At 73.7% G+C, this 26,989-nt stretch carries 30 protein-coding genes; 19 read left to right on the forward strand and 11 right to left on the reverse strand.

The features are described 5' to 3' along the window. The first annotated feature begins 6 nt into the window (after positions 1-6). Entirely contained in the window at positions 7-831 is an 825-nt protein-coding gene (locus tag ABZ479_RS19405) for an LLM class F420-dependent oxidoreductase (protein ID WP_500462720.1), read from the forward strand. A gap of 30 nt (positions 832-861) precedes the next feature. Then, complete coding sequence (locus tag ABZ479_RS19410; protein WP_500462721.1) at positions 862-1,302, forward strand: TIGR03668 family PPOX class F420-dependent oxidoreductase; 441 nt, start codon at positions 862-864, stop codon at positions 1,300-1,302. A 149-nt stretch (positions 1,303-1,451) separates the two neighbouring features. On the opposite strand, the gene ABZ479_RS19415 is transcribed toward ABZ479_RS19410, so the two are convergent. Then, positions 1,452-3,968 (reverse strand): excinuclease ABC subunit UvrA, encoded by a 2,517-nt coding sequence (locus tag ABZ479_RS19415; RefSeq protein ID WP_500462722.1) that lies wholly within the window; start codon positions 3,966-3,968, stop codon positions 1,452-1,454. A 163-nt stretch (positions 3,969-4,131) separates the two neighbouring features. Beyond that, positions 4,132-5,007, reverse strand: coding sequence for a LysR family transcriptional regulator (locus ABZ479_RS19420; protein WP_500462723.1), 876 nt, complete (start codon positions 5,005-5,007; stop codon positions 4,132-4,134). A 269-nt stretch (positions 5,008-5,276) separates the two neighbouring features. Here ABZ479_RS19420 and ABZ479_RS19425 point away from each other — a divergent pair, with 269 nt between their 5' ends. After that, positions 5,277-6,134, forward strand: coding sequence for an aldo/keto reductase (locus ABZ479_RS19425; protein WP_499605093.1), 858 nt, complete (start codon positions 5,277-5,279; stop codon positions 6,132-6,134). 58 nt (positions 6,135-6,192) lie between these two features. On the opposite strand, the gene ABZ479_RS19430 is transcribed toward ABZ479_RS19425, so the two are convergent. Next, positions 6,193-6,960 carry an NPP1 family protein gene (locus ABZ479_RS19430; RefSeq protein ID WP_500462724.1) on the reverse strand — a complete coding sequence of 256 codons (768 nt, stop codon included), beginning with the start codon at positions 6,958-6,960 and terminating at the stop codon, positions 6,193-6,195. A gap of 195 nt (positions 6,961-7,155) precedes the next feature. On the opposite strand from ABZ479_RS19430, the gene ABZ479_RS19435 reads away from it, so the two are divergent. From ABZ479_RS19435 to ABZ479_RS19445, 3 genes are all read left to right on the forward strand, one after another. After that, positions 7,156-7,284, forward strand: coding sequence for a hypothetical protein (locus tag ABZ479_RS19435; protein ID WP_500462725.1), 129 nt, complete (start codon positions 7,156-7,158; stop codon positions 7,282-7,284). A gap of 149 nt (positions 7,285-7,433) precedes the next feature. After that, a complete protein-coding gene (locus ABZ479_RS19440; protein ID WP_500462726.1) occupies positions 7,434-8,258 on the forward strand; it encodes a VIT1/CCC1 transporter family protein in 825 nt (274 codons plus the stop codon). A gap of 94 nt (positions 8,259-8,352) precedes the next feature. After that, on the forward strand, positions 8,353-9,225 hold the full coding sequence (locus ABZ479_RS19445) for an aldo/keto reductase (RefSeq protein ID WP_499605088.1): 873 nt from the start codon (positions 8,353-8,355) through the stop codon (positions 9,223-9,225). A 65-nt stretch (positions 9,226-9,290) separates the two neighbouring features. On the opposite strand, the gene ABZ479_RS19450 is transcribed toward ABZ479_RS19445, so the two are convergent. Further along, positions 9,291-9,734, reverse strand: a complete 444-nt coding sequence (locus ABZ479_RS19450; protein ID WP_500462727.1) for a hypothetical protein — start codon at positions 9,732-9,734, stop codon at positions 9,291-9,293. A 67-nt stretch (positions 9,735-9,801) separates the two neighbouring features. Between ABZ479_RS19450 and ABZ479_RS19455 the strand changes: the two genes are divergently transcribed. Then, positions 9,802-10,653, forward strand: coding sequence for a DUF3626 domain-containing protein (locus ABZ479_RS19455; protein ID WP_500462728.1), 852 nt, complete (start codon positions 9,802-9,804; stop codon positions 10,651-10,653). A gap of 122 nt (positions 10,654-10,775) precedes the next feature. Then, the gene (locus ABZ479_RS19460; protein WP_500462729.1) at positions 10,776-11,096 is read left to right on the forward strand and encodes a DUF7677 family protein; all 321 of its coding nucleotides are present in this window, start codon (positions 10,776-10,778) and stop codon (positions 11,094-11,096) included. Between the two features lie 329 nt (positions 11,097-11,425). Here the strand turns inward: ABZ479_RS19460 and ABZ479_RS19465 are convergent, their stop codons facing one another. Continuing rightward, positions 11,426-12,271, reverse strand: a complete 846-nt coding sequence (locus ABZ479_RS19465; protein ID WP_500462730.1) for a patatin-like phospholipase family protein — start codon at positions 12,269-12,271, stop codon at positions 11,426-11,428. A gap of 323 nt (positions 12,272-12,594) precedes the next feature. On the opposite strand from ABZ479_RS19465, the gene ABZ479_RS19470 reads away from it, so the two are divergent. Continuing rightward, positions 12,595-12,882, forward strand: a complete 288-nt coding sequence (locus tag ABZ479_RS19470; RefSeq protein WP_500462731.1) for a DUF6480 family protein — start codon at positions 12,595-12,597, stop codon at positions 12,880-12,882. Between the two features lie 26 nt (positions 12,883-12,908). Here ABZ479_RS19470 and ABZ479_RS19475 read toward each other — a convergent pair whose 3' ends face one another. Continuing rightward, complete coding sequence (locus ABZ479_RS19475) at positions 12,909-13,841, reverse strand: ion transporter (RefSeq protein ID WP_500462732.1); 933 nt, start codon at positions 13,839-13,841, stop codon at positions 12,909-12,911. A 422-nt stretch (positions 13,842-14,263) separates the two neighbouring features. Between ABZ479_RS19475 and ABZ479_RS19480 the strand changes: the two genes are divergently transcribed. Next, a complete protein-coding gene (locus tag ABZ479_RS19480) occupies positions 14,264-14,530 on the forward strand; it encodes a hypothetical protein (RefSeq protein ID WP_500462733.1) in 267 nt (88 codons plus the stop codon). Between the two features lie 273 nt (positions 14,531-14,803). Here ABZ479_RS19480 and ABZ479_RS19485 read toward each other — a convergent pair whose 3' ends face one another. Both ABZ479_RS19485 and ABZ479_RS19490 read right to left on the reverse strand, forming a co-directional pair. Next, positions 14,804-15,625 (reverse strand): SAM-dependent methyltransferase, encoded by an 822-nt coding sequence (locus ABZ479_RS19485; RefSeq protein WP_500462734.1) that lies wholly within the window; start codon positions 15,623-15,625, stop codon positions 14,804-14,806. Between the two features lie 82 nt (positions 15,626-15,707). Continuing rightward, a complete protein-coding gene (locus ABZ479_RS19490) occupies positions 15,708-16,616 on the reverse strand; it encodes a Sco1979 family transcriptional regulator (protein WP_500462735.1) in 909 nt (302 codons plus the stop codon). A 160-nt stretch (positions 16,617-16,776) separates the two neighbouring features. Between ABZ479_RS19490 and lplAB the strand changes: the two genes are divergently transcribed. Further along, positions 16,777-17,841, forward strand: a complete 1,065-nt coding sequence (gene lplAB, locus ABZ479_RS19495) for a lipoate-protein ligase LplAB (protein WP_500462736.1) — start codon at positions 16,777-16,779, stop codon at positions 17,839-17,841. A gap of 232 nt (positions 17,842-18,073) precedes the next feature. Beyond that, positions 18,074-18,310, forward strand: coding sequence for a DUF2180 family protein (locus ABZ479_RS19500; RefSeq protein WP_500462737.1), 237 nt, complete (start codon positions 18,074-18,076; stop codon positions 18,308-18,310). A gap of 171 nt (positions 18,311-18,481) precedes the next feature. On the opposite strand, the gene ABZ479_RS19505 is transcribed toward ABZ479_RS19500, so the two are convergent. After that, positions 18,482-18,643: a hypothetical protein gene (locus tag ABZ479_RS19505; RefSeq protein WP_500462738.1), complete on the reverse strand. Its 162-nt coding sequence runs from the start codon at positions 18,641-18,643 to the stop codon at positions 18,482-18,484. A gap of 855 nt (positions 18,644-19,498) precedes the next feature. On the opposite strand from ABZ479_RS19505, the gene ABZ479_RS19510 reads away from it, so the two are divergent. The 5 genes from ABZ479_RS19510 (at position 19,499) to ABZ479_RS19530 (ending at position 23,544) form a co-directional block, all read left to right on the forward strand. Next, entirely contained in the window at positions 19,499-20,200 is a 702-nt protein-coding gene (locus ABZ479_RS19510; RefSeq protein WP_500462739.1) for a TetR/AcrR family transcriptional regulator, read from the forward strand. A gap of 138 nt (positions 20,201-20,338) precedes the next feature. Next, positions 20,339-20,875, forward strand: a complete 537-nt coding sequence (locus ABZ479_RS19515; RefSeq protein WP_500462740.1) for a hypothetical protein — start codon at positions 20,339-20,341, stop codon at positions 20,873-20,875. Positions 20,876-20,880: 5 nt separating this feature from the next. Further along, positions 20,881-21,579: a DedA family protein gene (locus ABZ479_RS19520; protein WP_500462741.1), complete on the forward strand. Its 699-nt coding sequence runs from the start codon at positions 20,881-20,883 to the stop codon at positions 21,577-21,579. 81 nt (positions 21,580-21,660) lie between these two features. After that, positions 21,661-22,656 (forward strand): hypothetical protein, encoded by a 996-nt coding sequence (locus tag ABZ479_RS19525; protein WP_500462742.1) that lies wholly within the window; start codon positions 21,661-21,663, stop codon positions 22,654-22,656. Positions 22,657-22,806: 150 nt separating this feature from the next. Then, positions 22,807-23,544: a hypothetical protein gene (locus tag ABZ479_RS19530; RefSeq protein ID WP_500462743.1), complete on the forward strand. Its 738-nt coding sequence runs from the start codon at positions 22,807-22,809 to the stop codon at positions 23,542-23,544. 19 nt (positions 23,545-23,563) lie between these two features. Here the strand turns inward: ABZ479_RS19530 and ABZ479_RS19535 are convergent, their stop codons facing one another. Further along, positions 23,564-23,959, reverse strand: coding sequence for a DUF2267 domain-containing protein (locus tag ABZ479_RS19535; RefSeq protein WP_500462744.1), 396 nt, complete (start codon positions 23,957-23,959; stop codon positions 23,564-23,566). Positions 23,960-24,248: 289 nt separating this feature from the next. Between ABZ479_RS19535 and ABZ479_RS19540 the strand changes: the two genes are divergently transcribed. Both ABZ479_RS19540 and ABZ479_RS19545 read left to right on the forward strand, forming a co-directional pair. After that, positions 24,249-24,605, forward strand: coding sequence for a DUF805 domain-containing protein (locus tag ABZ479_RS19540; protein WP_499605053.1), 357 nt, complete (start codon positions 24,249-24,251; stop codon positions 24,603-24,605). Between the two features lie 107 nt (positions 24,606-24,712). Beyond that, positions 24,713-25,384, forward strand: coding sequence for an ATP-dependent DNA ligase (locus ABZ479_RS19545; RefSeq protein WP_500462745.1), 672 nt, complete (start codon positions 24,713-24,715; stop codon positions 25,382-25,384). Between the two features lie 139 nt (positions 25,385-25,523). On the opposite strand, the gene ABZ479_RS19550 is transcribed toward ABZ479_RS19545, so the two are convergent. After that, the gene (locus ABZ479_RS19550) at positions 25,524-26,975 is read right to left on the reverse strand and encodes an aldehyde dehydrogenase (RefSeq protein WP_500462746.1); all 1,452 of its coding nucleotides are present in this window, start codon (positions 26,973-26,975) and stop codon (positions 25,524-25,526) included. Positions 26,976-26,989 lie beyond the last annotated feature (14 nt).

A 26,989-nucleotide genomic window follows, 5' to 3' on the forward strand; every position in this document is an offset into this window, starting at 1 on the left:
GCCGTCGTGAAAATCGGGATCTCGACCTTCATCACCGACCAGGGCGTCCGCCCCGCCCCGCTCGGCACCGCACTGGAGGAACGGGCGTTCGACTCGCTCTTCATCGCCGAGCACAGCCACATCCCGGTCCGGCGCGAGAGCCCCTACCCCGGGGGCGGCGAGCTGCCGGACATGTACTACCGCACCCTCGACCCCTTCGTCGCCCTGTCCGCGATCGCGGCCGTCACCCGGCGCCTGCTGCTGGGCACCGGGATCGCGCTCGTCCCGCAGCGCGACCCGATCCACACGGCCAAGGAGGTGGCCTCCCTCGACCTGGTCTCCGACGGCCGCGCCGTCTTCGGCGTGGGTGTCGGCTGGAACCGCGAGGAGATGCGGAACCACGGGGCCGACCCCGCCTTGCGCGGGCTGCTCACCGACGAACGCCTGCGCGCGATCCGCGAGTTGTGGACCTCGGACGAGGCCGAGTTCCACGGCCGGTTCGTCGACTTCGACCCCGTCTTCGCCTGGCCCAAGCCCGTGCAGCGGCCGCACCCGCCGATCTACGTCGGAGGCGGCGAGGGCGGGTTCCGCCGGGTCGCCGAGTTCGGCGACGCCTGGCTCGCCAACAGCAACGCGCCGGACGACCTCGGCCCGCGCATCGAGCGGCTGCGCGAGGTCGCCGGGCGGGACGTGCCCGTGACGGTGTACGGGGTCCGGGGCGGCGCGGAGCAGCTCGAGGGCTACCGGAGGCTCGGCGTCGAACGGGTCCTGCTGTACCTGCCGACGCTGCCCGAACCGGAGACCCTGACGCACCTGGACCAACTGGCTTCACTCGCCGACGGGTTCCGCTGACCGGGCCGGCCGCGACGAGGGGAGGGCCCGATGCCGGCCCTGACGGACGGCGAGGCGCGCGAGCGCTTCGCCGCGGCACGCGTCGCCCGCCTGGCCACCGCCGACGCCGCCGGCACGCCGCACCTGGTGCCGGTGGTCTTCGCCGTGGACGGCGACACGGTCGCGCTGGCCGTCGACCACAAGCCCAAACGGACCACGCACCTCAAACGCCTGGCCAACATCGAGGCCAATTCCTCGGTGTGCCTGCTCGCGGACCACTACGACGAGGACTGGGACCTGCTGTGGTGGGCCCGCGCCGACGGCACGGCCCGCGTCCTCCCGCCGGCCGGCGGCCCGGGCGGAGGATCGCCCGCGGCCGCCCGCTGCGTCGACCTGCTGACCGCCAAGTACGGCCAGTACACCGGCCGTCCGCCCGCCGGACCCGTGGTCGAGATCTCCGTACGTCGCTGGAGCGGCTGGCGCGCCGCCTGAGCCCACGGGCGACGGGGGCCGCCGGAGGACGGGCGTTGGCGGCGTTCGGTGTGCCGCCGCCGTCCGGCGGCCCCGCGCACGGGCGTTGGTCACCGGCGGGGCAGGAGCGGCGGCCCGGACCGGTCGGCCTCGCCCGTCCGCACAGCCCGTCAGCCCGTGAGCCGGCGTGCCAGGTAGGGCGCCGTACGGCTGCCGTCCGCCCGGGCCACCTGGGCGGGACGTCCGGTGGCGACGATCCGCCCGCCCGCGTCCCCGCCGTCGGGGCCCAGGTCGATCACCCAGTCGGCGCCCGCCACCACACCCATCTCGTGCTCCACCACGAAGACCGAGTGCCCGGCGTCGACCAGCCCGTGCAACTGCCGCATCAGCAGCTCCACATCGGCCGGGTGCAGCCCTGTCGTGGGCTCGTCCAGCAGGTACACGGTGTGCCCGCGGCGGCCGCGCTGCAGCTCCGAGGCGAGCTTGATGCGCTGCGCCTCGCCGCCCGACAGTTCGGTGGCGGGCTGCCCCAGGCGCAGGTAGCCCAGCCCGACCTCCTGCAGGGTGCGCAGGCTCCGGGCGACCGGGGGGACGTCGGTGAAGAACCCGGCCGCGGCGTCCACGGTCATGCCGAGCACCTGCGCGACGTTCCGCCCCCGGTAACGGACCGCCAGCGTCTCCTCGTTGTAGCGGTCCCCGTGGCAGGTGGGGCACGGGGCGTACGTGCCGGGCAGGAACAGCAGCTCGACGGCGACGAAGCCCTCGCCCTGGCAGGTCTCGCAACGGCCGCCCGCGACGTTGAAGGAGAACCGCCCCGCCCTGTAGCCGTTCCGCCGGGCGTCGTCGGTGGCCGCGAAGAGCTTGCGCACCGCGTCGAACAGGCCGGTGTAGGTGGCCAGGTTGGAGCGCGGCGTGCGGCCGATGGGCTTCTGGTCGACCCGCACCAGGCGGTCGACCGCCCGCAGTCCCTCCGCCACGACGCCTGACGCCGGCCCGCCTCCGGCACCGTCCCACGCGTCGCTGTCCTCGTCGCCCCCGGGGGCGTCCGCGGGGTCCGGCGCGTCGTCCGCGGTGGCGGCCGGGCCCAGGTGTTCGGTCAGCACCCCCGCGAGCACCCCCACCAGGGTGGACTTGCCCGAACCCGACACCCCCGTGATCGCCGTGAACACCCCGAGGGGCAGCTCGACGTCCACGCCGCGCAGGTTGTGCCGCGTGATGCCGCGCAGGCCCAGCCACGACGACGGCTCCCGTGCCGCTCGCCCGGCGGCCGGATCGGGGCCCGAGGCGAACAGGAAGCGGCGTGTGGCGGACTCCGCGACCGCCTCCAGCCCGTCCACCGGGCCGCTGTAGAGCACCCGGCCGCCGTGCTCGCCAGCGAGCGGCCCGACGTCCACGATCCAGTCCGCCCGGCGCACCACGTCCATGTCGTGCTCGACGACGAACACCGAGTTCCCCGCGTCCCGCAGCCGCACCAGCACCGTGAGCAGCGCCTCGCTGTCCGCCGGGTGCAGCCCGGCCGAGGGTTCGTCGAGCACGTAGACGACACCGAACAGGCCGGAGCGCAACTGGGTCGCCAGGCGCAGGCGTTGGAGTTCGCCGGGGGAGAGGGTGGGGGTCGTGCGGTCCAGGCTCAGGTAGCCCAGGCCGAGTTCGGCGACGACCTCGATCCGGGCGACGAGGTCGGCGCAGAGCGTCCGGGCGATCTGCCGCTGCGGGCCCTCGGGGAGGTCGTCCACCGCGCCCCGCGCGGCCGGGCGCAGGACGTCGGCGAGCCGCGCGAGCGGCATCGCGTTCAGCTCGGCGATGTTCCGTCCGGCGAAGGTGACGGCCAGGGACTCCGGGCGCAGCCGGCTGCCGCCGCAGGCGGGGCAGAGCGAGCTCTCCAGGAACCGCTCCGCGCGGGCCCGCAGCGCCGGGCTCTTGGAGTCGGCGAAGGTGTGCATCACGTAGCGCCGCGCGCTCTGGAACGTCCCCTGGTACGGACGCTGGATCCGGCCCGCCTCCCGCACCGGGTGCACGGTCACCACCGGCTGCTCGTCGGTGAACAGGATCCACTCCCGGTCACGCGGGGGCAGGTCGCGCCACGGCCGGTCGACGTCGTGGCCGAGGGTGCGCGTGACGTCCCGCAGGTTCTTCCCGTGCCAGGCGCCCGGCCAGGCGGCGACGGCCCCCTCCTGGATGCTCAGCGAGGGGTCCGGGACCATCAGTTCCTCGGTGGCCCGGTGCACCCGGCCGAGCCCCTGGCACACCGGGCAGGCGCCGGCGGCCGTGTTGGGCGAGAAGGCGTCGGAGTCCACGGGGTCCGCGCCCCGCGGGTAGCGGCCCGCGCGGGAGAAGAGCATGCGCAGCGTGTTCGACAGCGTCGTCACCGTGCCCACGTAACTGCGGGAGGTCGGCGCGCCGCGGCGCTGTTCCAGGGCGACCGCCGGTGGCAGCCCCAGCACGTCGTCGACCGCCGGGGCGCCCACCTGGTGGATGAGGCGGCGGGCGTACGGGGCGACGGACTCGAAGTAGCGGCGCTGCGCCTCCGCGTAGATCGTGCCGAACGCGAGCGAGGACTTGCCCGAGCCGGAGACCCCGGTGAACACCGCCAGCGCGTCCCGCGGGACGTCCACGTCGACGTCGCGCAGGTTGTGCTCGCGGGCGCCGCGCACCCCGACGTACGGGTCGTGGGCCGAGCTGTTCATGCCCCTCCGGGGAACGGCGTACCGGTACGGGACGGACGCGCGGCGCCGCGCCGCCCCCGGCACCAGTGTGCGCGCCGGCCGGGGCGCCCGCAGGTCAGCGGCGGGTCCGCCGGCCGGGGCGCGGCAGGCGAGGTCACGGCAGGCGACGTCACGGCAGGCGACGTCACGGCAGGTAGGACAGCAGCGTACGGGCGGCGGGGGAGACCCGGTCCTCCTGGGGCAGGGCGGCCGACACCTCCCAGACGTGTTCCTCGGCGCCCGCCAGCGGCACGGTGCGCAGCCCCGCGGCGTGTTCCTTGCGCGCGATGGGCCGCGGCACGACGGCGATCCCGAGCCCGTGGTGGACGAGGTCGATCAGGCTGTGCACGTCGTTGACCTCCAGGGCGACCCGGCGCTGCACGCCGTTCGCGGCGAAGGCCCGGTCGGTGAGCCCGCGCGCGCCCCAGTCGGGGTGGAAGTCCACGAACTCCTCGCCGCCGAGGTCCGCCCAGCCCGCCGTCTCCGCCCCGGCCAGCCGGTGCCCGGGATGGCACAGCAGGACCATCGGGGCCCGGGTGATCGGCTTCAGCCGCACCCCTTCGGGCGCCTCGCCGCTCAGCGCCGTGAACGCCACGTCCAGCCGGCCGCTGGTGATGTCCTGGACCAGGGCGGCCGACCCGGCCTGCCGCAGCCGGACCTCGACGCCCGGGTGCCGGGCGCGGAAGCGGGCCAGCAGCGCCGGCACGTCGACACCGGCCAGGCACTGCTCCGTGCCGATGGTGAGCACACCGCGCATCAGTCCCTGCACGGCCGCCACCGCCTCCTTCGCGGCGCGCACGCTCGCCAGCGTCCGGCCGGCCTCGTCCAGCAGGGCCCGGCCCGCCGCGGTCAGCTCCACGCTGCGCGTGCTGCGCACGAACAGCGGGGTCCCGAGCTCCTGCTCCAGGGCGCGCACGGAGGCGGACAGGCCCGACTGCGAGATCATCAGACGCTCTGCGGCACGGGTGAAGTGGTGCTCCTCCGCGACCGCGACGAAGTACTCGAGATGGCGTAGCTCCATGATTCAGAAGCCTAGCTCCTGAATGTGTTCGCTTTCTTCTATTGGACGTGTGGCCGCAGCTCCGGCGAGGCTTGACCCCGTGCCCGCACGGCCGCGGCCCGTTCCCGTCCGTGCCGGCACGCCAACAGCGCTCCATCCGTACGCGATCGGTACGCCTCCCGTACGCGTTCCCTACGCGGGCCCTGCGCGTTCTTCACGCGGGCCGCGCGGGATCCGTACGCGGTCGGTACGCGAGAGCCGAGACGCAAGCCGAGAAAGGCCACGGACACATGCAGACTCGACGCATCGGCGACACCGAGGTCAGCGCGATCGGCCTGGGCGGCATGCCCATGTCCATCGAGGGCCGGCCGGACGAGGCGCGGTCCGTCGACACCATCCACGCGGCGCTCGACGCCGGTGTGACGCTGATCGACACGGCGGACGCCTACCACCTGCACGCCGACGAGGTCGGCCACAACGAGACCCTGATCGCCAAGGCCCTCGCCTCCCACGGGCGCGGTTCCGAGGTCCTCGTCGCCACCAAGGGCGGCCACCTGCGCCCCGGCGACGGCAGCTGGACCCTGGACGGCTCGCCCGAGCACATCAAGCGGGCCTGCGAGGACTCGCTGCGCCGGCTGGGCGTGGAGGCCATCGGCCTCTACCAGTTCCACCGCCCCGACCCCAAGGTCCCGTACGCGGAGTCCGTCGGCGCGGTGCGCGACCTGCTCGACGAGGGCAAGATCCGCATGGCCGGCGTCTCCAACGCGAACCCGGAGCAGATCCGGCAGGCCGGCGAGATCCTCGGCGGCCGCCTGGTCTCCGTGCAGAACCAGTTCTCCCCGGCCTTTCGATCCAGCGAGCCGGAGCTCGAGCTGTGCGACGAGCTCGGCATCGCCTTCCTGCCCTGGAGCCCGCTCGGCGGCATCTCCCGGGCCCACGAACTCGGTTCGGCCTACGCGCCGTTCGCCCGGGTCGCGCAGGCCCACGGGGTCAGCCCGCAGCGCGTGTGCCTGGCGTGGATGCTCGCCAAGTCCCCGTACGTGATCCCGATCCCGGGCTCCAGCCGCCCGGAGACCATCCGCGACTCGGTCGCCGCGGTGGAACTCGTGCTCACCGCCGAGGAGATCGCGGAGCTCGACGCCGTCTGACGGATGTCCGTGGCCGGGACGGGGCGGGGCGGTGCGCCGCCCCGTCCCGGCGCACGCGTCAGGCGTTCGGGTCGAACGGGATGCCCGCCGGCTTGGCCTTCGCCAGGTGGGCGTTGAAGTTGCCGTCCTTCAGGCCGAACACCGCGCTGCCGAAGTCGGCCTGGCTCAGCTTGTCGCGCAGGCCCGCGGGGTAGCCGTTCCAGCCGATCAGGTCGGGGAACTGCCAGCCGTGGTAGTGGTTCTCCGGCGGCTCGTCGTTGGTGTTGGCGGGACGGAAGCAGTGCGTGCTCACGCCGTCCTTGTGGTAGACGACCTTGGGGTGCGTCCCGTCCCAGCGGATCTGGTCGCGGCCGTAGACGTTGAAGTTGCCGTGCGCCGAGGTGGACACGTACTGCGCCTGGTCGTCCTTCACCCAGACCACGACGTGCTCCCAGTCGTGGCGGTGGCCCCCGAGGCTGATGCCGGGTATGGCCTGGTCCTTCTCGAAGTACAGGCCGTAGATGATGGCGCACCAGCCGTTGTTGCACTTGTAGCGGGCGTAGCCGTTGGTGTTGTCCAGGTCGGACTGGTCGCGGCAGTTGCCGTTGAGGGCGCCGGTGGGGTTCAGGCCCGGGTTGATCGTCCCGTCGGGGCCGATGGCGGGGGTGGCGTAGCAGCCGTCCGTGTCGTAGTCGAACGCCGGCTGGAACGTCTGCTCCAGGCCGTCCGCGTTGGCGGGCAGGGCGGTGGGCGGGGCGGCGAACGCCGGACCCGCGAGGGCGATCACCAGCGCGACCGCGCTGCCGACGACAGCCGGGATCCTGCCGAGACGCGAGCTTCTCTTCACTTGCTTCCTCCTGGTCGACCGCGGTGGGGGTATGCACGGCCTGATTGACATGCCCGGATCACCCTGGCCGAACCGCGTTGACGCGTCGAGCCTCGCCGGATGTCTCCTTGATGAAGCGTCAACCAATAGCGGGGACAGGCCCCGTCGGCCGCCGTGTCCCGGGACCAGCCGAAGTACGCGGCGCCCACTGCCCTGTTGCAGCTCCTCCTGACCGCGTGCACCGCCGTGGACTTCGATGCCGCCGCGCCGGAGGGCCGCCCCGAGGTCCGCGAGGCGATCCTCGACGCCACGGGTCACGGCAGCTCCGGGGATGCGGTGGGCTGACAGGCGGTCGGACGGACGAGTACGGCAGGACGTGGGCACCGACTGCGGGCCCGGGGACCGGGGCCGCGACGGGACCGGCCCGGCACACCCCTCCCGACACACCGCCCCGGCGTCGTTCGGCGTCCCGTACCAGGCGCGACCGTAGCCTGATGAGACGAGCGGCGAGGAGGCTGTGGCGTGGCATCGACGGGGCCGGACTGGTCGGTGCTCGCACCGCGCTGGGACCCCGCCGGGCGCAGCGGGAGGGCGACGCCGCCGCGGAGGCCGAACTCGCGGCGCCGGCCCGCACCGCCCACCGCGTCACGGGCGGCGGAATCCGGGCGGCCCTGCTGGGTGTCAACGACGGCCTGGTCACCAACCTCTGCCTGATCCTCGGCATCGCCGGCGCGAGCGCCGCTCCCGGGACCGTACGGCTGACCGGCATCGCGAGCCTGCTCGCCGGCGCGCTGTCCATGGCCGCGGGGGAGTGGGTCTCCGTACGCGGCCGGCGGGAGATCGCCGGCGGCATGGAGGACGCGCTCCACCGGGCGTGGACCCTGTCGCCCCCCGTCGTGCCGGCGCACATGACGCGCCGGATGCGCGACCGCGGCCTCGACAAGGAGACCGCGGTGCGGGCCGGCCGGGGCATCGTCGCGGCCCGGCGCACCACCCGGCAGACGACCCTGCGCATCCTCTTCGGCGTCAGCGCCCAGGAGGCCGGATCGCCCATGGTCGCGGCCGTCAGCTCGCTGCTGCTCTTCGCGACCGGGGCCTTCGTGCCGCTGGTGCCGTGGTTCCTCACCTCGGGAACGGGCGCGGTGGCCGCGTCGGCCGCCGTGACCGCCCTCGCCTCGCTCCTCGTCGGCGCCGTCCTCGGCTCCGGTGGCGGCCCGCGCAAGGCGGCCTGGACCGCGGCACGCCGACTGCTGATCGTCGCCGCCGCCTCGGCCGTGACGTACTTCCTCGGCGTCCTGGGCGGGCACGCGGTGAGCTGACGGCGGCCGGTCGGCGCACTCCGCCGCGCGGTGAGCGGGCACCTCACCGATGCTGGTGAGCAGCCGTCCGCGGGCACGACTGGAGGAGACCCCCATGACATCCATGAGCGCGGAGGCCGGCGCCCAGGACTCCGGCACCTTCCACCTCGGCGGCGACCTGCCCGTCCACCGGCTGGGCTACGGGACGATGCAGCTCACCGGCGAGGGGGTGTGGGGCGATCCCCAGGACCCCGAGGAGGCCGTACGCGTCCTGCGCCGCGCGGTCGCGCTCGGCGTCACCTTCATCGACACCGCGGACTCCTACGGCCCCTTCACCGCCGAGCTGCTCCTGCGCAAGGCCCTCCACCCGTATCCGCCGGACCTGGTGATCGGCACGAAGGCGGGCTTCGTACGTCCCGGCCCCGGCCGGTGGGTCGCGGTGGGCCGGCCCGCGTACCTCAGGCAGCAGGTCGAGCTGAGCCTGCGCCACCTGGGCGTCGAACGCATCGACCTGCTCCAGCTCCACCGCGTCGACCCCGAGGTGCCCGTCGCGGACCAGGTCGGCGAACTGGCCGCCATGCAGCAGGAGGGCAAGATCCGCCACATCGGGCTCAGCGAGGTGAGCACCGCCCAGATCGAGGAGGCCTCGAGGACGGCCACCGTCGTCTCCGTCCAGAACCGCTACAACCTCGCCGACCGCGCGTCCGAGGACGTCCTCGCCCACGCCGAGCGGCACGGCATGGCCTTCATCCCCTGGTACCCGCTCGCCACGGGCGGACTGGCCCGCGAGGGCGGCCCCCTGGACCGCATCGCCGAGGCTCACGGCGCCCACCCGTCCCAGCTCGCCCTCGCCTGGCTGCTCAGGCGCTCACCGGTCATGCTCCCCATCCCGGGCACGTCCAAGGTCGCGCACCTGGAGAACAACGTCGCCGCCGCGGGCATCCGGCTCACCGACGAGCAGTACGAGCAGCTGACGGCGGCGGTCTGACGCGGGCACGGCTCCCCGGGACGGAGGGCGTACGCCGCCACCGGGCCGGGGACGTACCGGCGCCGTCAGGAGCCCTCGGTCTTCCGGCACTGCTCCCGGGGGTCGTGGGCGTCGACCTCGCCGCCGAGGTTCAGGACGCGGCCCTGGAGTTCGTCCGCGTCGTCCGTGCCCTCGGAGGCGGCACCGGCCTGCAGCTCGGCGAGTTCGAGCCGTGCCGAGGTCTGCTCCGACACCCGGGAGAGCCCCAGGGCGAGTTCCTGCCAGTCCGAGTCGAGGCGGGCGGCCTGGGCCGCCTGGCGCGCGCTGTCCTGGAGAGCCGGTACGACCCTGCTGCGGATCGTCTCACGGCCGTCGGGAGTGTCGAAGTCGGACGGGAGGAACATCTCGTACGTCATGCACGCCTCGGCGGCGAGTTCGCGCGCCCGGTCGGCGTCGCCCGATCCGCAGGCGCCGAGGGAAGCGGTCACGGCGAGGAGGAGGGCGCAGACGCCCAGGGATGATCTTTGCATGGTCACATCATCCCGGAGCCGGGGATACCGCGTGCGGACGCCCCAGCCTCCGCGGGACACTGCGGGGATGACGCCCGACGCCGCCGCCCCGACACCGCGCGAGCGGGCCCTGCGCCATGTGGCGGGGCTGTCGTCGGGGCCTCCGGTGGATCCGGCACTGCGGGTGACGCTGAACTTCCACCCCGACCGGGCGGCGCGCGGCGAGCCGTTGCTCGCGGCCCTGGCCCAAGGCGGGCTCTACCTCTCCCAGTTCGCCACGGGGACGAGCAACGGCGGACTGACCGCCCGCCCGGGAGGCGACCGTTGGCGGTGGGAGAGCCGTATCTTCGCCGGCGCGTACGACGCCGCGCCGGCCGCCGAGCGCCCCGTGTACGGGGCGCTGAACTTCCGCCACAAGACGGTCGGCGCCGCACCGCGGTTCGGCTCCGCCCACCTCCGCCTGACCGCCCGGACCCTGGCGCGGACGACCTTCTGCTACCCCGACAGCTTCTTCGAGCCCACGGACTTCGGCGTCCGCGAGCGCATGGGCCTGATCGCGCTCGCCCTGGCCGACTCCAAGGACGCGCTGGACGACTACGTCGAGGCGCAGGTCCACGGGCCGCTGCGGCTGGACCGCGACGTCGAGGCGCTCGTGCTGGACCCGTGCTACCGGGGCACGGCCGTCGAGGACGCCGCCCAGCGGCTGCCGTGCCCCCTGGAGTGGCACGGCGGCTTCCGGCTCACCGTCGAGGAGCTCAGGCTCCGGCCCGCGTACCGCGGCCAGGAGTACGTGGACCTGGGCGCCGCGATCGCCGTCGACGGGGCGCTCGACCCGCGCGTCGTGGGGGCGGCCGCCGCCACCGGTCGCCACGACCCGCAGGCGCTCAAGAAGGTCTGGCACTGCCTCGCGCGCTTCGGCACGGCTCCCGACGGCACCTGACGCCTGGCCGGGGCCCGAAGCCTTCCCTCGGCGGACTTCGCGGGGTGCCGTCGTCGACCGGGACCGTGGCCTTGCCGTGCGGGGCTGTCGTCAAACGATCTTGCCGACACGGTGCGAAGGTCATGCATGATGAGCGCGTGGGACATCTTCCTGTCGACGTGCGCGCCTCGCTTCGGCTGTTCGCCTTCTACCTGGCGAACGGCACCATCGACCTCGAGTTGCTCGATGGGTTCGACTACCGCTCGACCGTTTTTCACTCCGGCTCATCGTTGGAACAGGTCTTCGCGATCTACGGCAATGTGCTGCAAGTCGACGCATACGAGGCGGTGCTGAATGACGGGGATGCGCAGTACCGGGTCGCACAGTGGATTCGGGCCTGCTGCGACCCGGACTATCGGGTCGAGCCGCCATTCGAAGCCTGGGAGACCGAACTCCATCTCTGAGGACCGAGCGTTCGTCGCCGGGACATCGCACCCGGATCAGGAGCGAGGCGAGGCTGAGGCTGACGGCGACCTGGTCGGCTGGGCGGTCATGTCGTGGCGGGTGGCGATGCCGCACCATGGCTCGAGGCGGTTGAAGCGCCGTTCCAGACGCTGCGGCGCTTGTTGTGCGTGCTCGTCGAAGGCCGGAGGCAGTCGGCCGCGTCAGCCTTGTCTGCCGCGGCGGAGCCGGTTGCGGATCCGGTCGGCGCGTTCGGGCGGCGCGGGCTCGATGCGGCAGCCGACACGCCGGTGTGGGTGACCGGACCTCCGGTGACCCCGTAGCACATGTCCTACACGCGGCTCCACTCGAGCCGCAGCTCGCGGCCCTGGGCCCGACCCGCTTCGGCGGCGGGGCGGCGGGTGGCGGGGTCGAGCGGGTTCGGGCCGATCGCCGCCACCGACGCCTCGTCCGGTCCGACCATGGCGACCTCCGCGCCGGCGGCCCGCAGTTGTGCCACGGCCTGCTCCAGCGGCCGCTCGCTGGGGAACAGCTCGGCGGTCCCCATCGGCAGGATCGCCAGCACACGTGACGCCCCCGCGGCGTAGTCGGCGTTCGATGCCGACCGCACACCGCCGTCGACGAAGCGGCGCCCGTCGATCGTCACGGGCGGCCAGATCCCCGGCACCGCGCAGCTCGCGGCGACGGCGTCGACGAGGTCCACCCCGGACGAGGCGTCGAAGACCTGCGGCCGTCCCGTGTGGGCTTCCACCGCCACGATCCGCACCGTCCGGGACGCGGGCCAGTCGTGGGAGGGGAGCCGCGACGCGATCACCCGTCGCCGTTCGGCCTCCGGCACGGTCTCGGCGCCGAGGGCGTACTCGCCGACCACGCGCCGCATGTCGGGGACCGAGGCGGCGCCCTGCAGCACCTCGGCGATGCCCGCGCCGAAGTCCGTCAGGTCGACCTCCGCCATGATCTCGGCCGACTGGAGTCCCGGCTCGGTCTGCCGGGCGTAGAGCTCGTCCAGGGACAGCCCGCTGCCCAGTTGCGCCGCGACGGTCGCCCCCGCCGACGTCCCGACCAGCACCTCGGCGCCCGTCACGTCCTGCCCCGCGTCCGCGAGCCCCGCCAGCAGTCCGGTGGTCCAGGCGATCCCGGCGACGCCCCCGCCGCCGAGCACCAGTGCGTCGGTCATCTTCCGTCCTCTTCCTCGGTGTTGTCCGCGCGAGCCCTCGCCCCATCCTCTCCCATGCCGCCCGGATCCACCGGTTGCACGAGGGGGCAGGGTGCCGCCGGCGACCGTGGGTGACCGTACGCTCACCGATGTCGCCCGGGGTGCCGGGTTCCCTGATCGTGGATCCCTTCGGGCGGATATACGATGAATTGCCCGGGCAGTGGGCAGCGGAGACCACCGCGGACCGAGCCGAGGACCCTGAGGGTGCCGGCTGCCGCCGCCCGACGTGACGCCGTGCGGAGCGGGTTCCCCCGCCCGCCAGAGGAACGTCCGGAGTGGTGAGCATGTCCGACACACTGATGACCCCCCGGCCCTTGACGGGCCCCGTGATCGGCCCGGCCTTCGGTGCCACGGCCGGTACCGCGGCCCGTTCCGCGCCCGCCCTGCACCCGCACCGCGAGCGGACGGAGCCCACTCCGACACCGGCCTGCGAGGAGAGCACCACGGCCGGCATCTCGTTCACCGAGCCCCCGGAGGTCCCGAAGGCGTGGGAGGTCGTGGCCCTGGTGGCGATCTTCGCCGTCACGCTCCTGATCGCCGTGGGGTTGTTCGCCCGGATCTTCTCGCTCTGACACCCCCGCCGGCCCCGTGGGGGGCCTCAGGTGGGGGACGGTGACGCCTCCGCACGTCCGCCGACCGCGGCGGGGGCGGGCGCGGCCTCCGGGCCGTCGCTCCGCGCGCCGGCGAGTGCCAGCCCCGCCTCGAGTTCGTCCAGGGCCCGGCGGGCGGTGGCGATGCGTTCGCGCAGGTGGTCGGACGTCCCGCCGTCAGGCGTGTGTTCCTGTGCCTCCCGCTCGTGCTCCAGCTGCCTGGCCTCCTCCAGCGAGCTGATCACCACGCCGATGAGCAGGTTGACCAGCACGAACGAGCCGAGCAGTACATAGGAGGCGTAGTAGAGCAGGCTCCAGCGCGAGATCTCCAGGCCGCCGCGGACCGCGTCCCCGATGCCGTCCAGGGTGATCAGCAGGAAGAGCGACAGGGCGGCCCGTCCGATGGAGCCGTAGTGCTCGGGGTCGGCGTCGGCGAAGAAGACCCAGCCGGTCATGGCGTAGACGTACAGCAGCAGCGTGCCCACGAGCAGGAAGCTGAACGTGCCCGGCAGGCTCTTGCCGACGGCGACGATGATGATGCGCAACTGGGGCAGGAAACGGGCCGCGCGCACGACCCGGGCCAGCCGGAGCAACCGCAGCACCGTGGCGTTCTCGCGGGCGAAGGGCAGGTACGCCAGGGTCACGACGGCCAGGTCGAAGACGTTCCACGGGTCGCGGAGGAAGTCCCGGGGGCGGTCGGCGTGCGCGCAGGCCCGTAAGAGCACCTCGGCGGTGAAGACCGCCAGGAAGCCGTGCTCCACCAGTTTCAGGGCGCCGTGCCAGCGCCCGGTGATCCCGTCGTACGTCTCGACGCCGAGGACGGCCGCGTTCGCCAGGACGAGGACGAAGACGGTGACGCCGAACCACTCGGAGTCGACGACGAGGCGGCACCGCACGGCGAGCGCCGCTCGGCCCGGGGGAGTGGCAATGTGTTCTGCCATGTGCGTGTACCCGGTCCTCCGCTGCCGCCTGCCCTGCCGATCCGACTGAAGTCGATCTTATGCCGGGCGGGCACGCCGGAGGGCCCGCTACGGCACGGAACTGCCGTTCGGACGTGGGTGGTTCGGCGCACGGCGCGTCGACCGGAGGGCCTGGGGCGGAAGCCGGGAGCCCCGCACCGTCGCGGACCCGCCCCTGGGCCGGGAATGACCGCCTCCGCCGGGCGGTTGCAGCGGGAAGCGGGTGACCGGTGGCGGGAGTACGCCGCCTGGCGCCGTGGGGGCCGTGACAGCGGTCGGGTCCCCGCGCGGGCGCCGGCGAGCGGCGACCGGCACCCGTCTGCCTCCCGCGCCGGTCCGGCTTCCGGACCGGCGCGGGCCCCGCGTCCGGGGGATTGTCGGTGCCGGGTGGCACCGTGGAGCACATGGACGAGCTGATACGACCCAGGGTCTACGGTGCCGACGTCGACGACCCGGATCCGGGCCCGCGGCCCGGGCACGTCTACCGGGAGCTGGTCGGCGGCCCGCTGGACGGGCTGCTGCTCGACGTGACCGGCTGGACCGGGCCGCAACACCTCGCGGGTGCCGAGCTGCGCACCGACATCGGGCGTTTCGGCGCGGGCGGGCGCGCCCGGTACGCCCCGCAGGAAGGGGACCCCGTCCGCTGGGACTGGTGCGGTGACAGCCGCTGACCACGCGCTCGTGCCCGGCGTCCCGGACGTCCCGTCACACAGGTGTCCACCGCGCGGGGTTGCGCACCGGCACGGGCGGAACACCGTGCGGCACCCGGGTGGAACGCGCGCGGAACCCGGGTGGGTCAGTCCGGCTCGCCGGATCACGCTGCGGGGTGTCTGATGAACACAGCGGTCCCGGGGCCCCGGAGTGGCCCCCGGCGGTCCCGGGCCGCTCTTCTCGTCGCGCGCGGCCGTGTTCGGGACCCGCCCGGCGCGGCAGGCGCCCCGCGGCTACGGCTTCCGGGCCATCCCGGCGGCGATGAGGCGCTCCCAGACGGTGAGTTCACGCTCGGCGTCGCCGATGCGCGCGACACCGTCGTCCGGGTCCGGGCGCCACAGCGACGCGGCGACGATGCCCGGCTCCAGGATCTCCAGGCCGTCCAGCAGGTCCTCGATCTCCTTGTCGGTGCGCCACCGGCCGCGACCGAAGGTCTGCTGCAGGATGCGCTCCGACTCGGCGGTCTCCGGGTTGTTACCGGCCCGGAAGTGGCTCACGAAGAAGTAGCTGCCGGAGGGCACTTGGTCCCGCCAATAGCCGACGATGCCGGCCGGGTCCTCGTCGTCGTTGACGTGGTGGAGGATCGCGCTGAGGATGACGGCCACGGGCTCGTCGAAGTCGATCACCTCGAGGGTGTCCGAGTGATGGCGGATGACGTCGGGCTCGCGTATGTCGGCCTGGATGACCCGGGTGTCGTCGTTCTGCTCCAGCAGCGCCCGGCCGTGGGCGAGGACGATCGGGTCGCTGTCCACGTACACCACCGTGGAGCCGGGCGCGTGCCGCTGGGCCACCTGGTGGACGTTGTCCGCGGTCGGCAGACCGCTGCCGAGGTCGACGAACTGCCGTACGCCGGTCGTGGTGGCGATCTCCCGGATCGCGCGGATCAGCGCGGCGCGGTTGGCGAAGGCGATCGCCACCGAGCCGGGCAGGTCCTTCTTGAACACGTCGCCGATCTCGCGGTCGACGGCGTAGTTGTCCTTGCCGCCGAGCAGGTAGTCGTAGACGCGCGCGATGCTTGGTCTGGTCTGGTCGACCCAGGAGACGTCGTCCGTCATGACACCCATCCTTCTCCGCGATGACGCCGGGCAACCGTCATCCTAGGGAAGATCGCGCGCGGTTCACCCCCGGCGGCGGTGCTCAGCCCATCCGGTCGATGAGCCGGGTGAGGATCCGGCCGGTGTTGCGCGGCGGCTGCGACTCGGCCGCGAGCCGGTCCATGACGGTCAGGTAGTGCTCCACGTCGTCCTGCTTGTCCAGGTAGAGCGCGCTCGTCAGCTGCTCCAGGTAGACGATGTCGGGCAGGTCGGGCTCGGAGAAGCGCAGGATGGTGACGGGGCCGCCCGCAGCGGCGAGGCCGCCGATGTCGAACGGGGCGATCTGCAGCGTCACGTTGGGGAGGGCGGCGACCTTCATCAGGTGCTCCAGCTGACCGCGCATCACATCCACGCCACCGAGCGGCCGGTGGAGGCAGGCCTCGTCGAGGACGACCCACAGCTGCGGCGCGTCCGGCCTGGCGAGCAGGCCCTGACGGGTCATCCGCAGGTCGACCCGGCGGCTGATCTCCCGCTCGGTCGCGCGGGGATGGCCGAGCCGGGTGACGGCCCGGGCGTACGCCTCGGTCTGCAGCAGGCCCGGCACGAACTGCACCTCGTAGGTGCGGATCGTGTGCGCGGCCTCCTCCAGGCCGATGTGCGTCTCGAACCAGCTCGGCAGGACGTCGGCGTACTGGTGCCACCAGCCGGGGTTGTTGGCCCGGCGGGCCAGCGCCAGCAGGTCGGCGCGCTCCTGCGCGTCGGTCACTCCGTACAGGGTGAGGAGGTCGGCGACGTCGCGCTCCTTGAAGCCCACCCGCCCCAGCTCCAGGCGGCTGATCTTCGCGTGCGACGCGCGGATGGCCTCGCCGGCCGCCTCGCGGCTGATCCGCCGGGACTCGCGCAGCCTGCGCAGCTGCGTTCCCAGGACGATGCGCAGCACGGTCGGTCCCCCGCGCTGCACGGCGAGCGGCGAACCGGTGGCGGGCTCGTGGCCCGGCCGGGCGGCAGTCATGTCGGATCCCCCTGAACGACTGGTTGCGGACTCAGTGTTCCATCGCGGGCGCCCTCAGTACAGGCACATCGGCACCACGGCCGTGCGCGCCGCGCCCGCCCCGTCCGTGCCCGGGGCGGCGCCCGGGACTAAAGAGGCGACCGGGACGGTTGTCGTCGGCATGCACGGTGAGTACAAGGTGCCCGGTGGGAAGCTCGTGGTCGTGGACCTCGACGACCACGACGGGATCCTCAGCAACGTCCGCGTCGCAGGCGACTTCTTCCTCGAGCCGGACGAGGCGATCTCCGCCATCGACCGCGCCCTCGAGGGCGCTCCCGCCGACACCGACGCCGCCGGCCTCGCGACCCGGATCGAGGCCGCCCTGCCCGAGGGAACGGTCATGTACGGCCTGACCGCGGAGGGGATCGCCGTCGCCGTACGGCGGGCCCTCGCCCAGGCCACGGACTGGACCGACTACGACTGGCAGCTGATCCACGAGGCACCGCAGTCCCCGGCCCTGCACATGGCCCTCGACGAGGTCCTGACCGCGGAGGTCGCGGCCGGCCGCCGGCCGCCGACCCTGCGCGTGTGGGAATGGGGTGCCCCGGCGGTCGTGATCGGCAGCTTCCAGTCCCTCGCCAACGAGGTCGACGCGGACAACGCCGCGCGCCACGGTCTGACCGTCGTCCGGCGGATCTCGGGCGGCGGCGCGATGTTCGTGGAACCCGGGAACACCATCACCTACTCCCTCTCGGTCCCGGCCTCCCTGGTGTCGGGGCTGTCGTTCGCCGACTCCTACGCCTACCTCGACGACTGGGTCCTCGACGCCCTGGGCGACATGGGCATCAAGGCCTGGTACCAGCCGCTGAACGACATCGCGACCGAGGCCGGCAAGATCGCCGGCGCCGCGCAGAAGCGCGTGGTCGCCCCGGACGGCGGGGCGGGGGCGGTCCTGCACCACGTGACGATGTCCTACGACATCGACGCCGGCAAGATGCTGGAGGTGCTGCGCATCGGGCGGGAGAAGATGTCCGACAAGGGCACGCGCAGCGCGCAGAAGCGCGTCGACCCGCTGCGCCGCCAGACCGGGCTGCCGCGGGAGGCGGTCATCGACCGCATGATCGAGTCCTTCCGCGCCCGCTACGGCCTCACGGACGGGAGCGTCACCGCCGAGGAGCTGGCGCGCGCCGAGGAACTCGTGGCCGCGAAGTTCGGCTCCCCGGAGTGGACCGCCCGGGTGCCGTGACGCCGGGTGCGGTGGCGGCGGGTGCCGTGGCGCCGCGTGCTGCTGCCCGGCCGCGTGCCGTGACCTGCCGGGACGCAGTGGCCCCGGCGGGTGCCCCTAGCCCGTCGGCGCCACGTTGACATTGCTCACTTTTGCACTGGGCAATGATATTCTGGAAGCAGGTCCCGGTGCGGAAGTCCCCGTGGGATCGCGGGGCGGGGCCGGGTTGTCGCACGCGAAGGGAGCGTGCCCGATGTACTGCTTCGACTGCCTCCTGGGCGACCGGCCGGCCACCGCGGTGGCGGTGTGCCGGCAATGCGGCGCCGGCGTCTGCGCGGAGCACGCCCGCGTCAAGGGTGTCTCCGTCGAACGTCTCGCGGCCATGGGGATGGCCACCTCCCACAAGGCGGCGCGCGAGATCACCTGCCCGACCTGCGCGGCCGCGCGGGAGAGCGCGGTGGCCGAGACGGCCCGCTTCAAGGTCACCTGACCCCGGGGCGGGCGGCGGTCCGCCCGCCCCGGGTCGCGCCACGCCTGTTCCGGGGCGCGGAGCGCACCTGCCTCCGCTTGTGGCTTGGTCCGGGTGCCGCCCCGGGTTCGCGGGCGTCGACTTCGGCACCCCGTTGGTGCGCCCGGCCGCGTCACCCCGTCGCCGTGAGGCTCAGCGCACGGCCCGGAAGTCCTGCCGGTCGGTCCGGGTGTTCGGACGCGACTCCGTGCGGACGCCCTGTCCCGCGAGCGGGGCACGCCACAGCGGGACGACGACCAGGGTGCCGTCCGTGCTACCACCACTGCCGCCCGAAGCGGGGAGCGGGCCGTTCATTTCTGCCTCCGGTTCCGTTGTGATCGAACGCAGGGAAACAACCGGAAGTCATCCTTCCGGTATTCCGGCGAACAGTGGTGGGGAAGGTCACAGGAATGCGCCGGGCGTCGGAGCGGCGTCCCCGCGTGGGTGGCGGCGGGAATACGGACGCTTTTCCCGTGCGGGCAGTGCTATGTGACGGCGCGTTCGTCGGCGCGGTCGTCATCGCTGGTCCGGAGCGGGGCCAGGTTGGATTCGACAGGGTGCGTCGTCCCGTGTCCACGGGGCGACGGCTTCCCCGCACCGTCCGGGTGATTTCTGGAACGGAATTCCCGGCACACCCGCCGCGGACCTTGCCTCGGCGCTCAACCCACCGTTTTCGGCGCGGAATTCACCGTCACCCCGGTTCGCGGCCGACGCCGCACCGAGGCGCCGATTCCCGATCGGCTCACCCACGCCGCCCGGGCCGCACTACGCACCCCGACGGCGCGTCCCTTCAGGGACGTGCGGCGACGGCGTCCTCCGGCGTGGCGGACGCGGCCGCGTCCCCGGAGGGCAGCAGTCGTGCGGCGAGGACCGCGCCCGGTCCGGCGAGGGCGAGCGCCGCGAAGCCGTGGGTGGCCGGACTCGGCGGGCGGTTCGCCGTCGCCGGCCCGGGCGCCGATGATCCCCGCCCGACGCCTTCCCCGAGCCGGCGCTCACCCGGCTGCGCGGGCTCAAGGCCGAGTGGGACCCGCAGAACGTCTTCGACCGCAACTTCCCGATCTCGCCCGCGACTTCGCCCGAGGAGGGCGCCGCCGAGCGGCAAGGACGTGGCCCGCGCCGCCCCCGTACGACGGCATCCGGAGGAGTCTCTCCACTTGGTAAACTGGGGCCATGGCAGCGACCGAGAGCCCCCGATCCGCCGAACGGGGACTGCGTGCGGACGCGGCGCGCAACAGGCGGCGGATCGTGGCGGCCGCGCGCCAGATCTTCGAGGAACGCGGCCTGGACGCGCCGCTGGACGAGGTCGCCGAGCGCGCCGGTGTCGGCGCGGGCACGCTCTACCGGCGCTTCCCCTCGCGCGAGGAACTCGTCGAGGCGGCCTTCGAGGAAGAGCTGGCGCGGGTCGGCGCCATCGCCGAGGAGGCGCTGCTCTGCGAGGACCCGTGGACCGGCTTCAGCACGTTCGTCGAGCGGCTGTGCGCCGCCATGGCGGCCGACCGCGGCATCAGCGACCTGCTCGTCCTCAGGCTCCCCAACTCGCCGGTGGCCGCGGGCTCCTGCGAACGCCAGAGCCGGGCCCTGGCCGAACTCGTCCGCCGGGCCCAGGAGGCGGGAGCCCTGCGCGAGGACGTCGTCCCGGAGGACGTCCTGCTCTTCCTCATGGCCAACGCCGGGGTCGTCGAGGTGACCCGGGACGCCGCGCCGCACGCCTGGCGCCGCCTGGTGGCCTTCCTGCTGGAGGCCTGCCGGCCGGTCCACACCGGCCCCCTGCCGGCCGCGCCGACCCCGCTCCAGACCCGGCGCGCCCTGCTGGGGAACGCCGAGGCCAAGGGCCTGCGGGCGCCGGACCGCGAGGGGCACGGCCTCAACTGACCGCCGTGCCGGCGGGCGCGTGCGCTGTTAGCTGCGTCACGGTGGAAATAAGCGGAGAGCCAAGTCCGGTTGCCTGATCGGAAGACGATGTCGACGCGCCGCCGTGGCGACGCGGACCCGGCTGATCAGGAGACCGCCGTGAACCCACCCCCCTCCGCGAGAGACGGCTGGACGGCGCTGGGGCAGGACGCGGCACACGTGCTCGACCGGATCCACTCCGTGGCCCCCTGGCCCCTGATGGCGGTGACGCTGCTGTGGCTGGCCCACCGGCACCCCGCGGTCTACGTCCGCGTCGCCGTGGCGCTCCTGCTGTCCAGCGGCGCCGGGCTCGCGCTCTCCGCGTCGATGGGGCGGGTACCGGTGCGCGGGACGTCCCCGGCCCGTGACTACCTGGCGGACTACTTCGCGCTGCCCGGTGCGGGAGCCGGCTGGTACCTCCTGACGGCGTTCGCGGTCGTCGCCACCGTGCCGGCCGCCTGGGCGCGGATCGCCGTCGCGGCGGTGGCCCTCTCCTCGGTGGCCGCGGCCGTGGCCACCGCCGACGACCCGGTGGCCGGCGCCCTCCTGGCCGCGGGCGTGCCGGTGCTCGCCTGGTTCACCGCACGCCTCCTGCCGCACCGGCGGCGCCCACGAGGCTCCGCGCCCGACGCGGCCCCGCTGCGGCAGACGGGCTGACGGCCGTGCACGTCGACGGTCTGATCGAGGCGGCCGGTTGGTGGACGTACATCGTCGTGTTCGCCGTCACGGCGGGGGAGACCAGCGCGTTCGTCGGACTCCTGCTCCCCGGCGAGACGGTCATCCTCCTGGCGTCCGCCGTCGCCGGCCGCGGTGACCTGGACCCCCTGCTCCTGGCCGCCGTCGTGGTCACCGGTGGCATGGCCGGGGACAGCCTCGGTTACGCACTGGGCCGGCACTGCGAGCGACACCCCGGTACCCGGCTCCACCGCATACGGCCCGACAGCCGGGTCGGACGCGCCCAGCACTTCCTGGTGCGGCACGGCGGCGCGGCCGTGTTCACGGGCCGGTTCGTCGGCTTCGTCCGCACCTTCCTGCCGTTCGTCGCGGGGGCGTCCGGCATGCCGTACCGCCGCTTCTTCCTCTACAGCAGCGCCGCGTCGCTGGTCTGGGGCGTCGGCAACGTGCTGCTCGGCTACTTCGCCGGTGCGGCCGCCACCGAACTGCTGCACCGCGCCGGGCTCTTCGCGATTCCCGTGCTCGTCGCCGCGGGCGCCGCCGCGCTGGTCCTCACCCGCCTCCTGTCCCGGCGGCGCCACGGGACGGCGCGGGCCGCGTCGCGCGTCGTGGCGAAGGGCGGAACCGCCCGACGCACGCCGGAACAAGCCCCGACGGACGCCTACACCTCCGCCCGCGAGTCCTGATCCCCGGCCCGGGCGACCCGGCCTGGGCGACCGCCCGGTAATCGTTCGCCCGGCGTTTCCCCGGCCGCGTACGGTCGGGGCATGACGAGGACGACACCGGCCAGACCAGTGTCCGTGGAAGCGGTGTTCCCCGAACTGGCCGCCCACCGGGGTCGTACGACCCGGTTGCACCCCAGGCCGGGGCGGCCCGGCCGGCACGACAGCCATGTCGGCGGGCCCATGCTGTGGCCCGAGGGCGAACCCTGGCCGGTCTGCCCCGAACCGCACCGGCCCGAGACGAAGGGCTACGCGCCGGAGGACATCCGCAGGGCCCGGGCCGCGGACACGTGGCCGCCGCAGCGGCCGTGGCCCGGCTCGGCAGCTCCCGGCGAGGACGGACCGGTGCCCTTCGTGGGACTCGCCCAGATCTTCCGCCGGGACGTCCCCGCTCTGGCCTCCGGCCCCGGCGGCGCGGATCTCGCACAGCTGTTCCGCTGTCCCTTCACCCACGGCCCGTACCTGGAACGCCGTTACCACCTGCGGTGGCGACGCTCCGCGGAGGCCGAGCGCGCCGGACAACACCTGACCACCGCCCCCGAAGTGCCGCTTCTGCCGTGGGAACACGAACTCCCCGAACCCTGCGTCCTGCACCCCGAGGAGGTGGACACCTATCCCTGGGCGGAGGGCGACACCCTTCCCGCCGCGCTGATCGCGCGCATCGACGCGTGGGACGACGCCCAGGTGCCGGAAGGCGGCCGCGACGCCCTCAGTTACCAGTCCGACCTGTCCGTACCACCCGGCTGGCGTGTCGGCGGCTTTCCCAGCTGGGCGTCGACGGGCCCGATGACCGTCGGCTGCGGGTCCTGCGCGGCCCCGATGCGGTTGCTGCTGACCGCCGCGGGTCACGAGACGGACGCCGCCCCGCACAGCTGGGTGCCGCTGGAGGACCGCGACCCGGCGACGTACGGGACGGGCCCGATCCGCGGCGGACGGGCCGTCGCGAGTCCCACCCGGCTCCGCTTCGGCCGTGACCGGGACCTCCACGTGTTCATCTGCCCGGCCGGCCCAGCGCACCCGCCCCGGTGGGTGCTCAGCTAGCACCGTGACGGGCAACAGCCGCCCCAAGGCGACGGGGTGACGGCGCCACCACCGGCGGACACGGCTCGTTGCGGCACGACTTCCCTCGTCCCGGGCCTTGTCCTCAGCCCGTGGCTCGCCCCCGCCGCGCGACGGGGCTAGGCTCCCGGCGTGCCCGAGACGGAGATCGTGACAGCCGGCGAGCGCCCCGACCTCCGTGCGGAGGCGAGGGCCGCACTCTGGGGCGGGTGGCCGGAGTTCATCCTGCACGCGCCGTCCTCGGCGGAGTACCGGCGCCGGGCGCTGGAGTACTTCCCGCGGTTCGACGTGCTGCTGCTGGACGGCGGTGAGGTGGTGGCCGGCGGGGCGGGGGTCCCGCTGCGCTGGGACGGCGAGACCGGGACGCTGCCCGGCGGTTACGACGGCGCCCTGGCCGCGGCGGTGACCGGGTACGAGGCCCGCGTGGTGCCGGACACCCTCTGCGTCATGGTCGCGGCCGTGCGTCCGGACCGCCTCGGGGGCGGGCTCGCCGGCGAGGTGCTCACCGCACTGCGCGAGCGCGCCGTGGAGGCCGGACTGCGGCGTGTTATCGCACCGGTACGGCCCACCCTCAAGGCGCGGTACCCGCTGGCGGGGATGGAGGACTTCGCCGGCTGGACGCGCCCCGACGGGCTGCACCTGGACCCCTGGATCCGCACCCATCAACGGCTCGGGGCCACCGTCCTCGCGCCCGCGCCGCGCTCCATGGTGATCCCCGGCACCGTGGCCGAGTGGGAGGCCTGGGCGGACATGGCCTTCCCGCGCTCCGGCGGTTACGTCGTGCCGGGCGCGCTCGACCTCGTGGAGATCGACCGCGAGCGGGACCTGGGCGTCTACGCCGAGTCCAACCTGTGGATGCGGCACCTGTAGCCGCCCCGGGGCGGCCGGCTCAGGCGGCGCTGACGAGGTCGTCGCGGCCGAACAGCGGGGCGTAGTCGCAGGGCAGCTGGTGCAGGACGCGCGCGGTCAGGTCGCGTCCGGCCAGCCGGGCCACCACGGCCAGCACCGTGCAGCTGTCCCAGCGGGCCGTGGCCGGGGTGCCGCCGGTGCGGGCGGCCAGGTCCTCGACGAAGGCGCCGCAGGTGATGGGCCGGATCTCCGGGATCTCGGAGGTGAAGACCAGGGCCGCCTCGACGGGCAGGCACGCGGCCAGGGCGACGCGTTCGTCGCCGATGAGCCGCCTGCCCAGGGCGGCCAGCACCGCCCGCACGGCCTCCTCGGCCCGTTCCCGGGTCGGGTAGACGCCGTCGTACCGCACCCGCTCCAGCATGTGGTCGAACGTCATGGACGCCGTGGGCCGACCCGTTCGGGGCTGGGGGGACATCGGTGGACCTCCGCTGTGGGTGTGCGTGCCGGTGGGCCCGGCCGTTCGCGCCCCGTCTACCCCCGAAAGCGCGGAGTATGACCGACGGCCCGCCACCCGGACGGCAGGACCGCACCGTCAGGGAGCGGACCGGGTTCCTCCACCATCGGATTCCCGCCGAATGTCTTGACTGGTGCACTACAAAACCGTACATTCCGCCTGCCCGCCCGCTCCGGACGGGCATCGGGTCGTCGACCTTGGGGGGTTCCGCATGCACTGGTACCTGGACGTGCTCAGGAAGTACGCCGTCTTCGGCGGGCGCGCGCGCCGCACCGAGTACTGGATGTTCGCGCTGGTCAACCTGGTGATCAGCATCGTGCTGCTGTTCGTCGGCCGCGCCATCGGCTTCGACTACCTGCAGTCGGTCTACGCGCTCGCGGTGCTCCTGCCCACGCTCGGCGTCTCCGTCCGCCGCCTGCACGACACCGGTCGGTCCGGTTGGTGGCTGCTGATCGGCCTCGTGCCGTTCCTCGGCGCGATCGTCCTGCTGGTCTTCTTCTGCATCGAGGGCGGGCCCTCGGAGAACGAGTACGGCGCGAACCCGAAGTTCAGCGGCGCGCCCGCCTGATCGCCGCGCGCCCCGCGTGGACCCGCTCCCCGCCCGCCCGGCCGGGAGCGGGTCCACGCCGCCCGGGACGTGCGGTGTTTGATTCGCCGGTCGGGGGGTGTGGGGGGATGCTGGTGTATATGGGTACGCGTGTTCCTGCGGGGTCGGTGGCTCGGTCGGATCTGCCCGCGTGGTCGCCGATGCTGGCGGTGGCGGGTCCGTTGCCGGGGGCGGAGGTGGAGGCGGAGTACGGGTTCGAGCCGTTGTTCAACGGGGCGCGGGTGCTGGTGTACCTGCCGGGGGACGGGCAGGTGCGGTTGGTGTCGGGGATCGGGCAGGACGTGACGGGGGGGTATCCGGAGTTGCGGGGGTTGGCGGGGGTGTTGCCGCCGGGTCTGGTGGGGGTGCTGGACGGGGAGGTGGTGGCGTTGGGGAAGCATGGTGGGGTGTCGGTGGAGCGGTTGCAGCGGCGGATGAGTCTGCGGCATCCGGCGGCGGTGGCGGAGGCCGCGGAGGCGATGCCGGTGCGGTTGGTGGTGTACGACATCTTGTACTTGGGGGAGCCGGTGTTGCATGCGCCGTACACGGCGCGGCGGGCGTTGCTGGATGATCTGGGGGTGTCGGGGGAGCGGGTGGTGGTGCCGCCGTACTGGCCGGCGATGGCGAGTGAGGCGTTGCACTACATCCGGCAGGAGGGGTATGACGGGGTGGTGGCGAAGCGGTTGACCAGTACGTATCTGCCCGGTCGCCGCAGCCGTGACTGGATCAAGGTCAAGAACCTGCACGCCGACGGCTCCTGACGCCGACGGCCCTGACACCGACCGGACCCGGACCCGGACCCGGACCCGGACCCGGACCCGTCGAGCGTGGCCCCGCCCCAACCGGTGGCCGCCGGGCCCGGGGCGCCCCACGCACCGTCCGGGCCCGGCGGCCGCACGGTCACCGCCTGCGGGTGACCGTCTTGTGCTCGACGTAGCCGGTCAGGCCGACCGCGCCGTACTCGCGGCCGATACCGCTCGCCTTGTAGCCGCCGAACGGGCCGTCGAAGCTCATCGGGGAGCCGTTCAGGGTGACGGTCCCGGTGCGCAGCCGGCGTGCGACGGCCAGCGCGCGCTCGGGGCTCGCGCTCCATACGCCGCCGGACAGGCCGTAGTCGGAGTCGTTGGCGATCCGCACCGCCTCGTCCTCGTCGTCGTAGGCGATCACGACCAGCACGGGGCCGAAGATCTCCTCCTGGGCGATGCGCATGCCGTTGTCGACGTCCGCGAACACCGTGGGCGTGACGTAGTGGCCCTTCTCCAGACCGGCCGGCACCTCGGGACCGCCGGTGACCAGGCGGGCGCCCTCCTCGATGCCCAGCTTGATGTAGTCGATCACGCGCTGCTGCTGGTCGCGGCGGATCATGGGCCCGATGAAGGTGTCCGGCTCCGAGGGGTCGCCGACCTTCAGCGACTCCACCATCTCCTTGAGGGCCGTGACGACCTCCTCGTAGCGGCTGCGCGGAGCCAGGATCCGGGTCTGCAGGATGCAGGCCTCGCCGTTGTTCGCCAGCGAACCGAAGCGCAGCCCCTGCATCACGGCGGGCAGGTCGGCGTCCTCCAGGACGACGGCCGCGGACTTGCCGCCCAGTTCGAGGCTGACCCGCTTGAGCTGCTCGCCGGCGATCGAGGCGATGCGCCGCCCGGCGCGGGTCGACCCCGTGAAGGCGATCTTGTCGACGTCCGGGTGGGAGACGAGGTGCTCGCTGGTCTCCCGGTCCGCGGGGAGCACGCTGAGCACGCCGTCCGGGAGCCCCGCCTCGTGGAAGAGGTCCGCCAGCAGCATCATGCTCAGCGAGTTCTCCGGGGAGACCTTCAGCACCACGGTGTTGCCCGCCAGCAGGGCCGGGGTCAGCTTGGCCGTGGCCGCGGAGAAGGGCGAGTTCCAGGGGATGACCGCGGCGACCACGCCGACGGGCTCGCGCCTGACGACGGTGTCGAAGTCCACCGAGGGGTCGGAGGGGGCGAGGACCTCCTCCCAGCCCAGCTCCGCGGCTGCCTTGAGGTAGGCCTCGACCTGACGCGTCAGGAACGGCTGGCCGGCCTTGGTGAACCAGCCCGCCGAACCGTTCTCGGCGGAGATGGCCGCCGCGATCTCGTCGGCGCGGGCCTCGCGCAGCGCGTTGACCCGGCGGATCACCTCCTGCCGCTCCTTGGGGTCGGTGCGCGGCCACGGTCCGTGGTCGAAGGCCTCGCGCGCCGCGGCGACTGCCGCGTCCACGTCCGCGTCGGCCGCCTGGGCCACCCGGCCGAGGAGCGACTGGTCGTGCGGGGAGCGGATGTCGAGGAGGAGGTCCGGGTCACTGGGGGTCACCCAGGAGCCGCCGATGTAGAGCATGTCGCGAACGTTCATCAGTCACGTCTTCC

The organism is Streptomyces sp. NPDC005722, from assembly GCF_040630935.1.
Classification (GTDB): domain Bacteria; phylum Actinomycetota; class Actinomycetes; order Streptomycetales; family Streptomycetaceae; genus Actinacidiphila.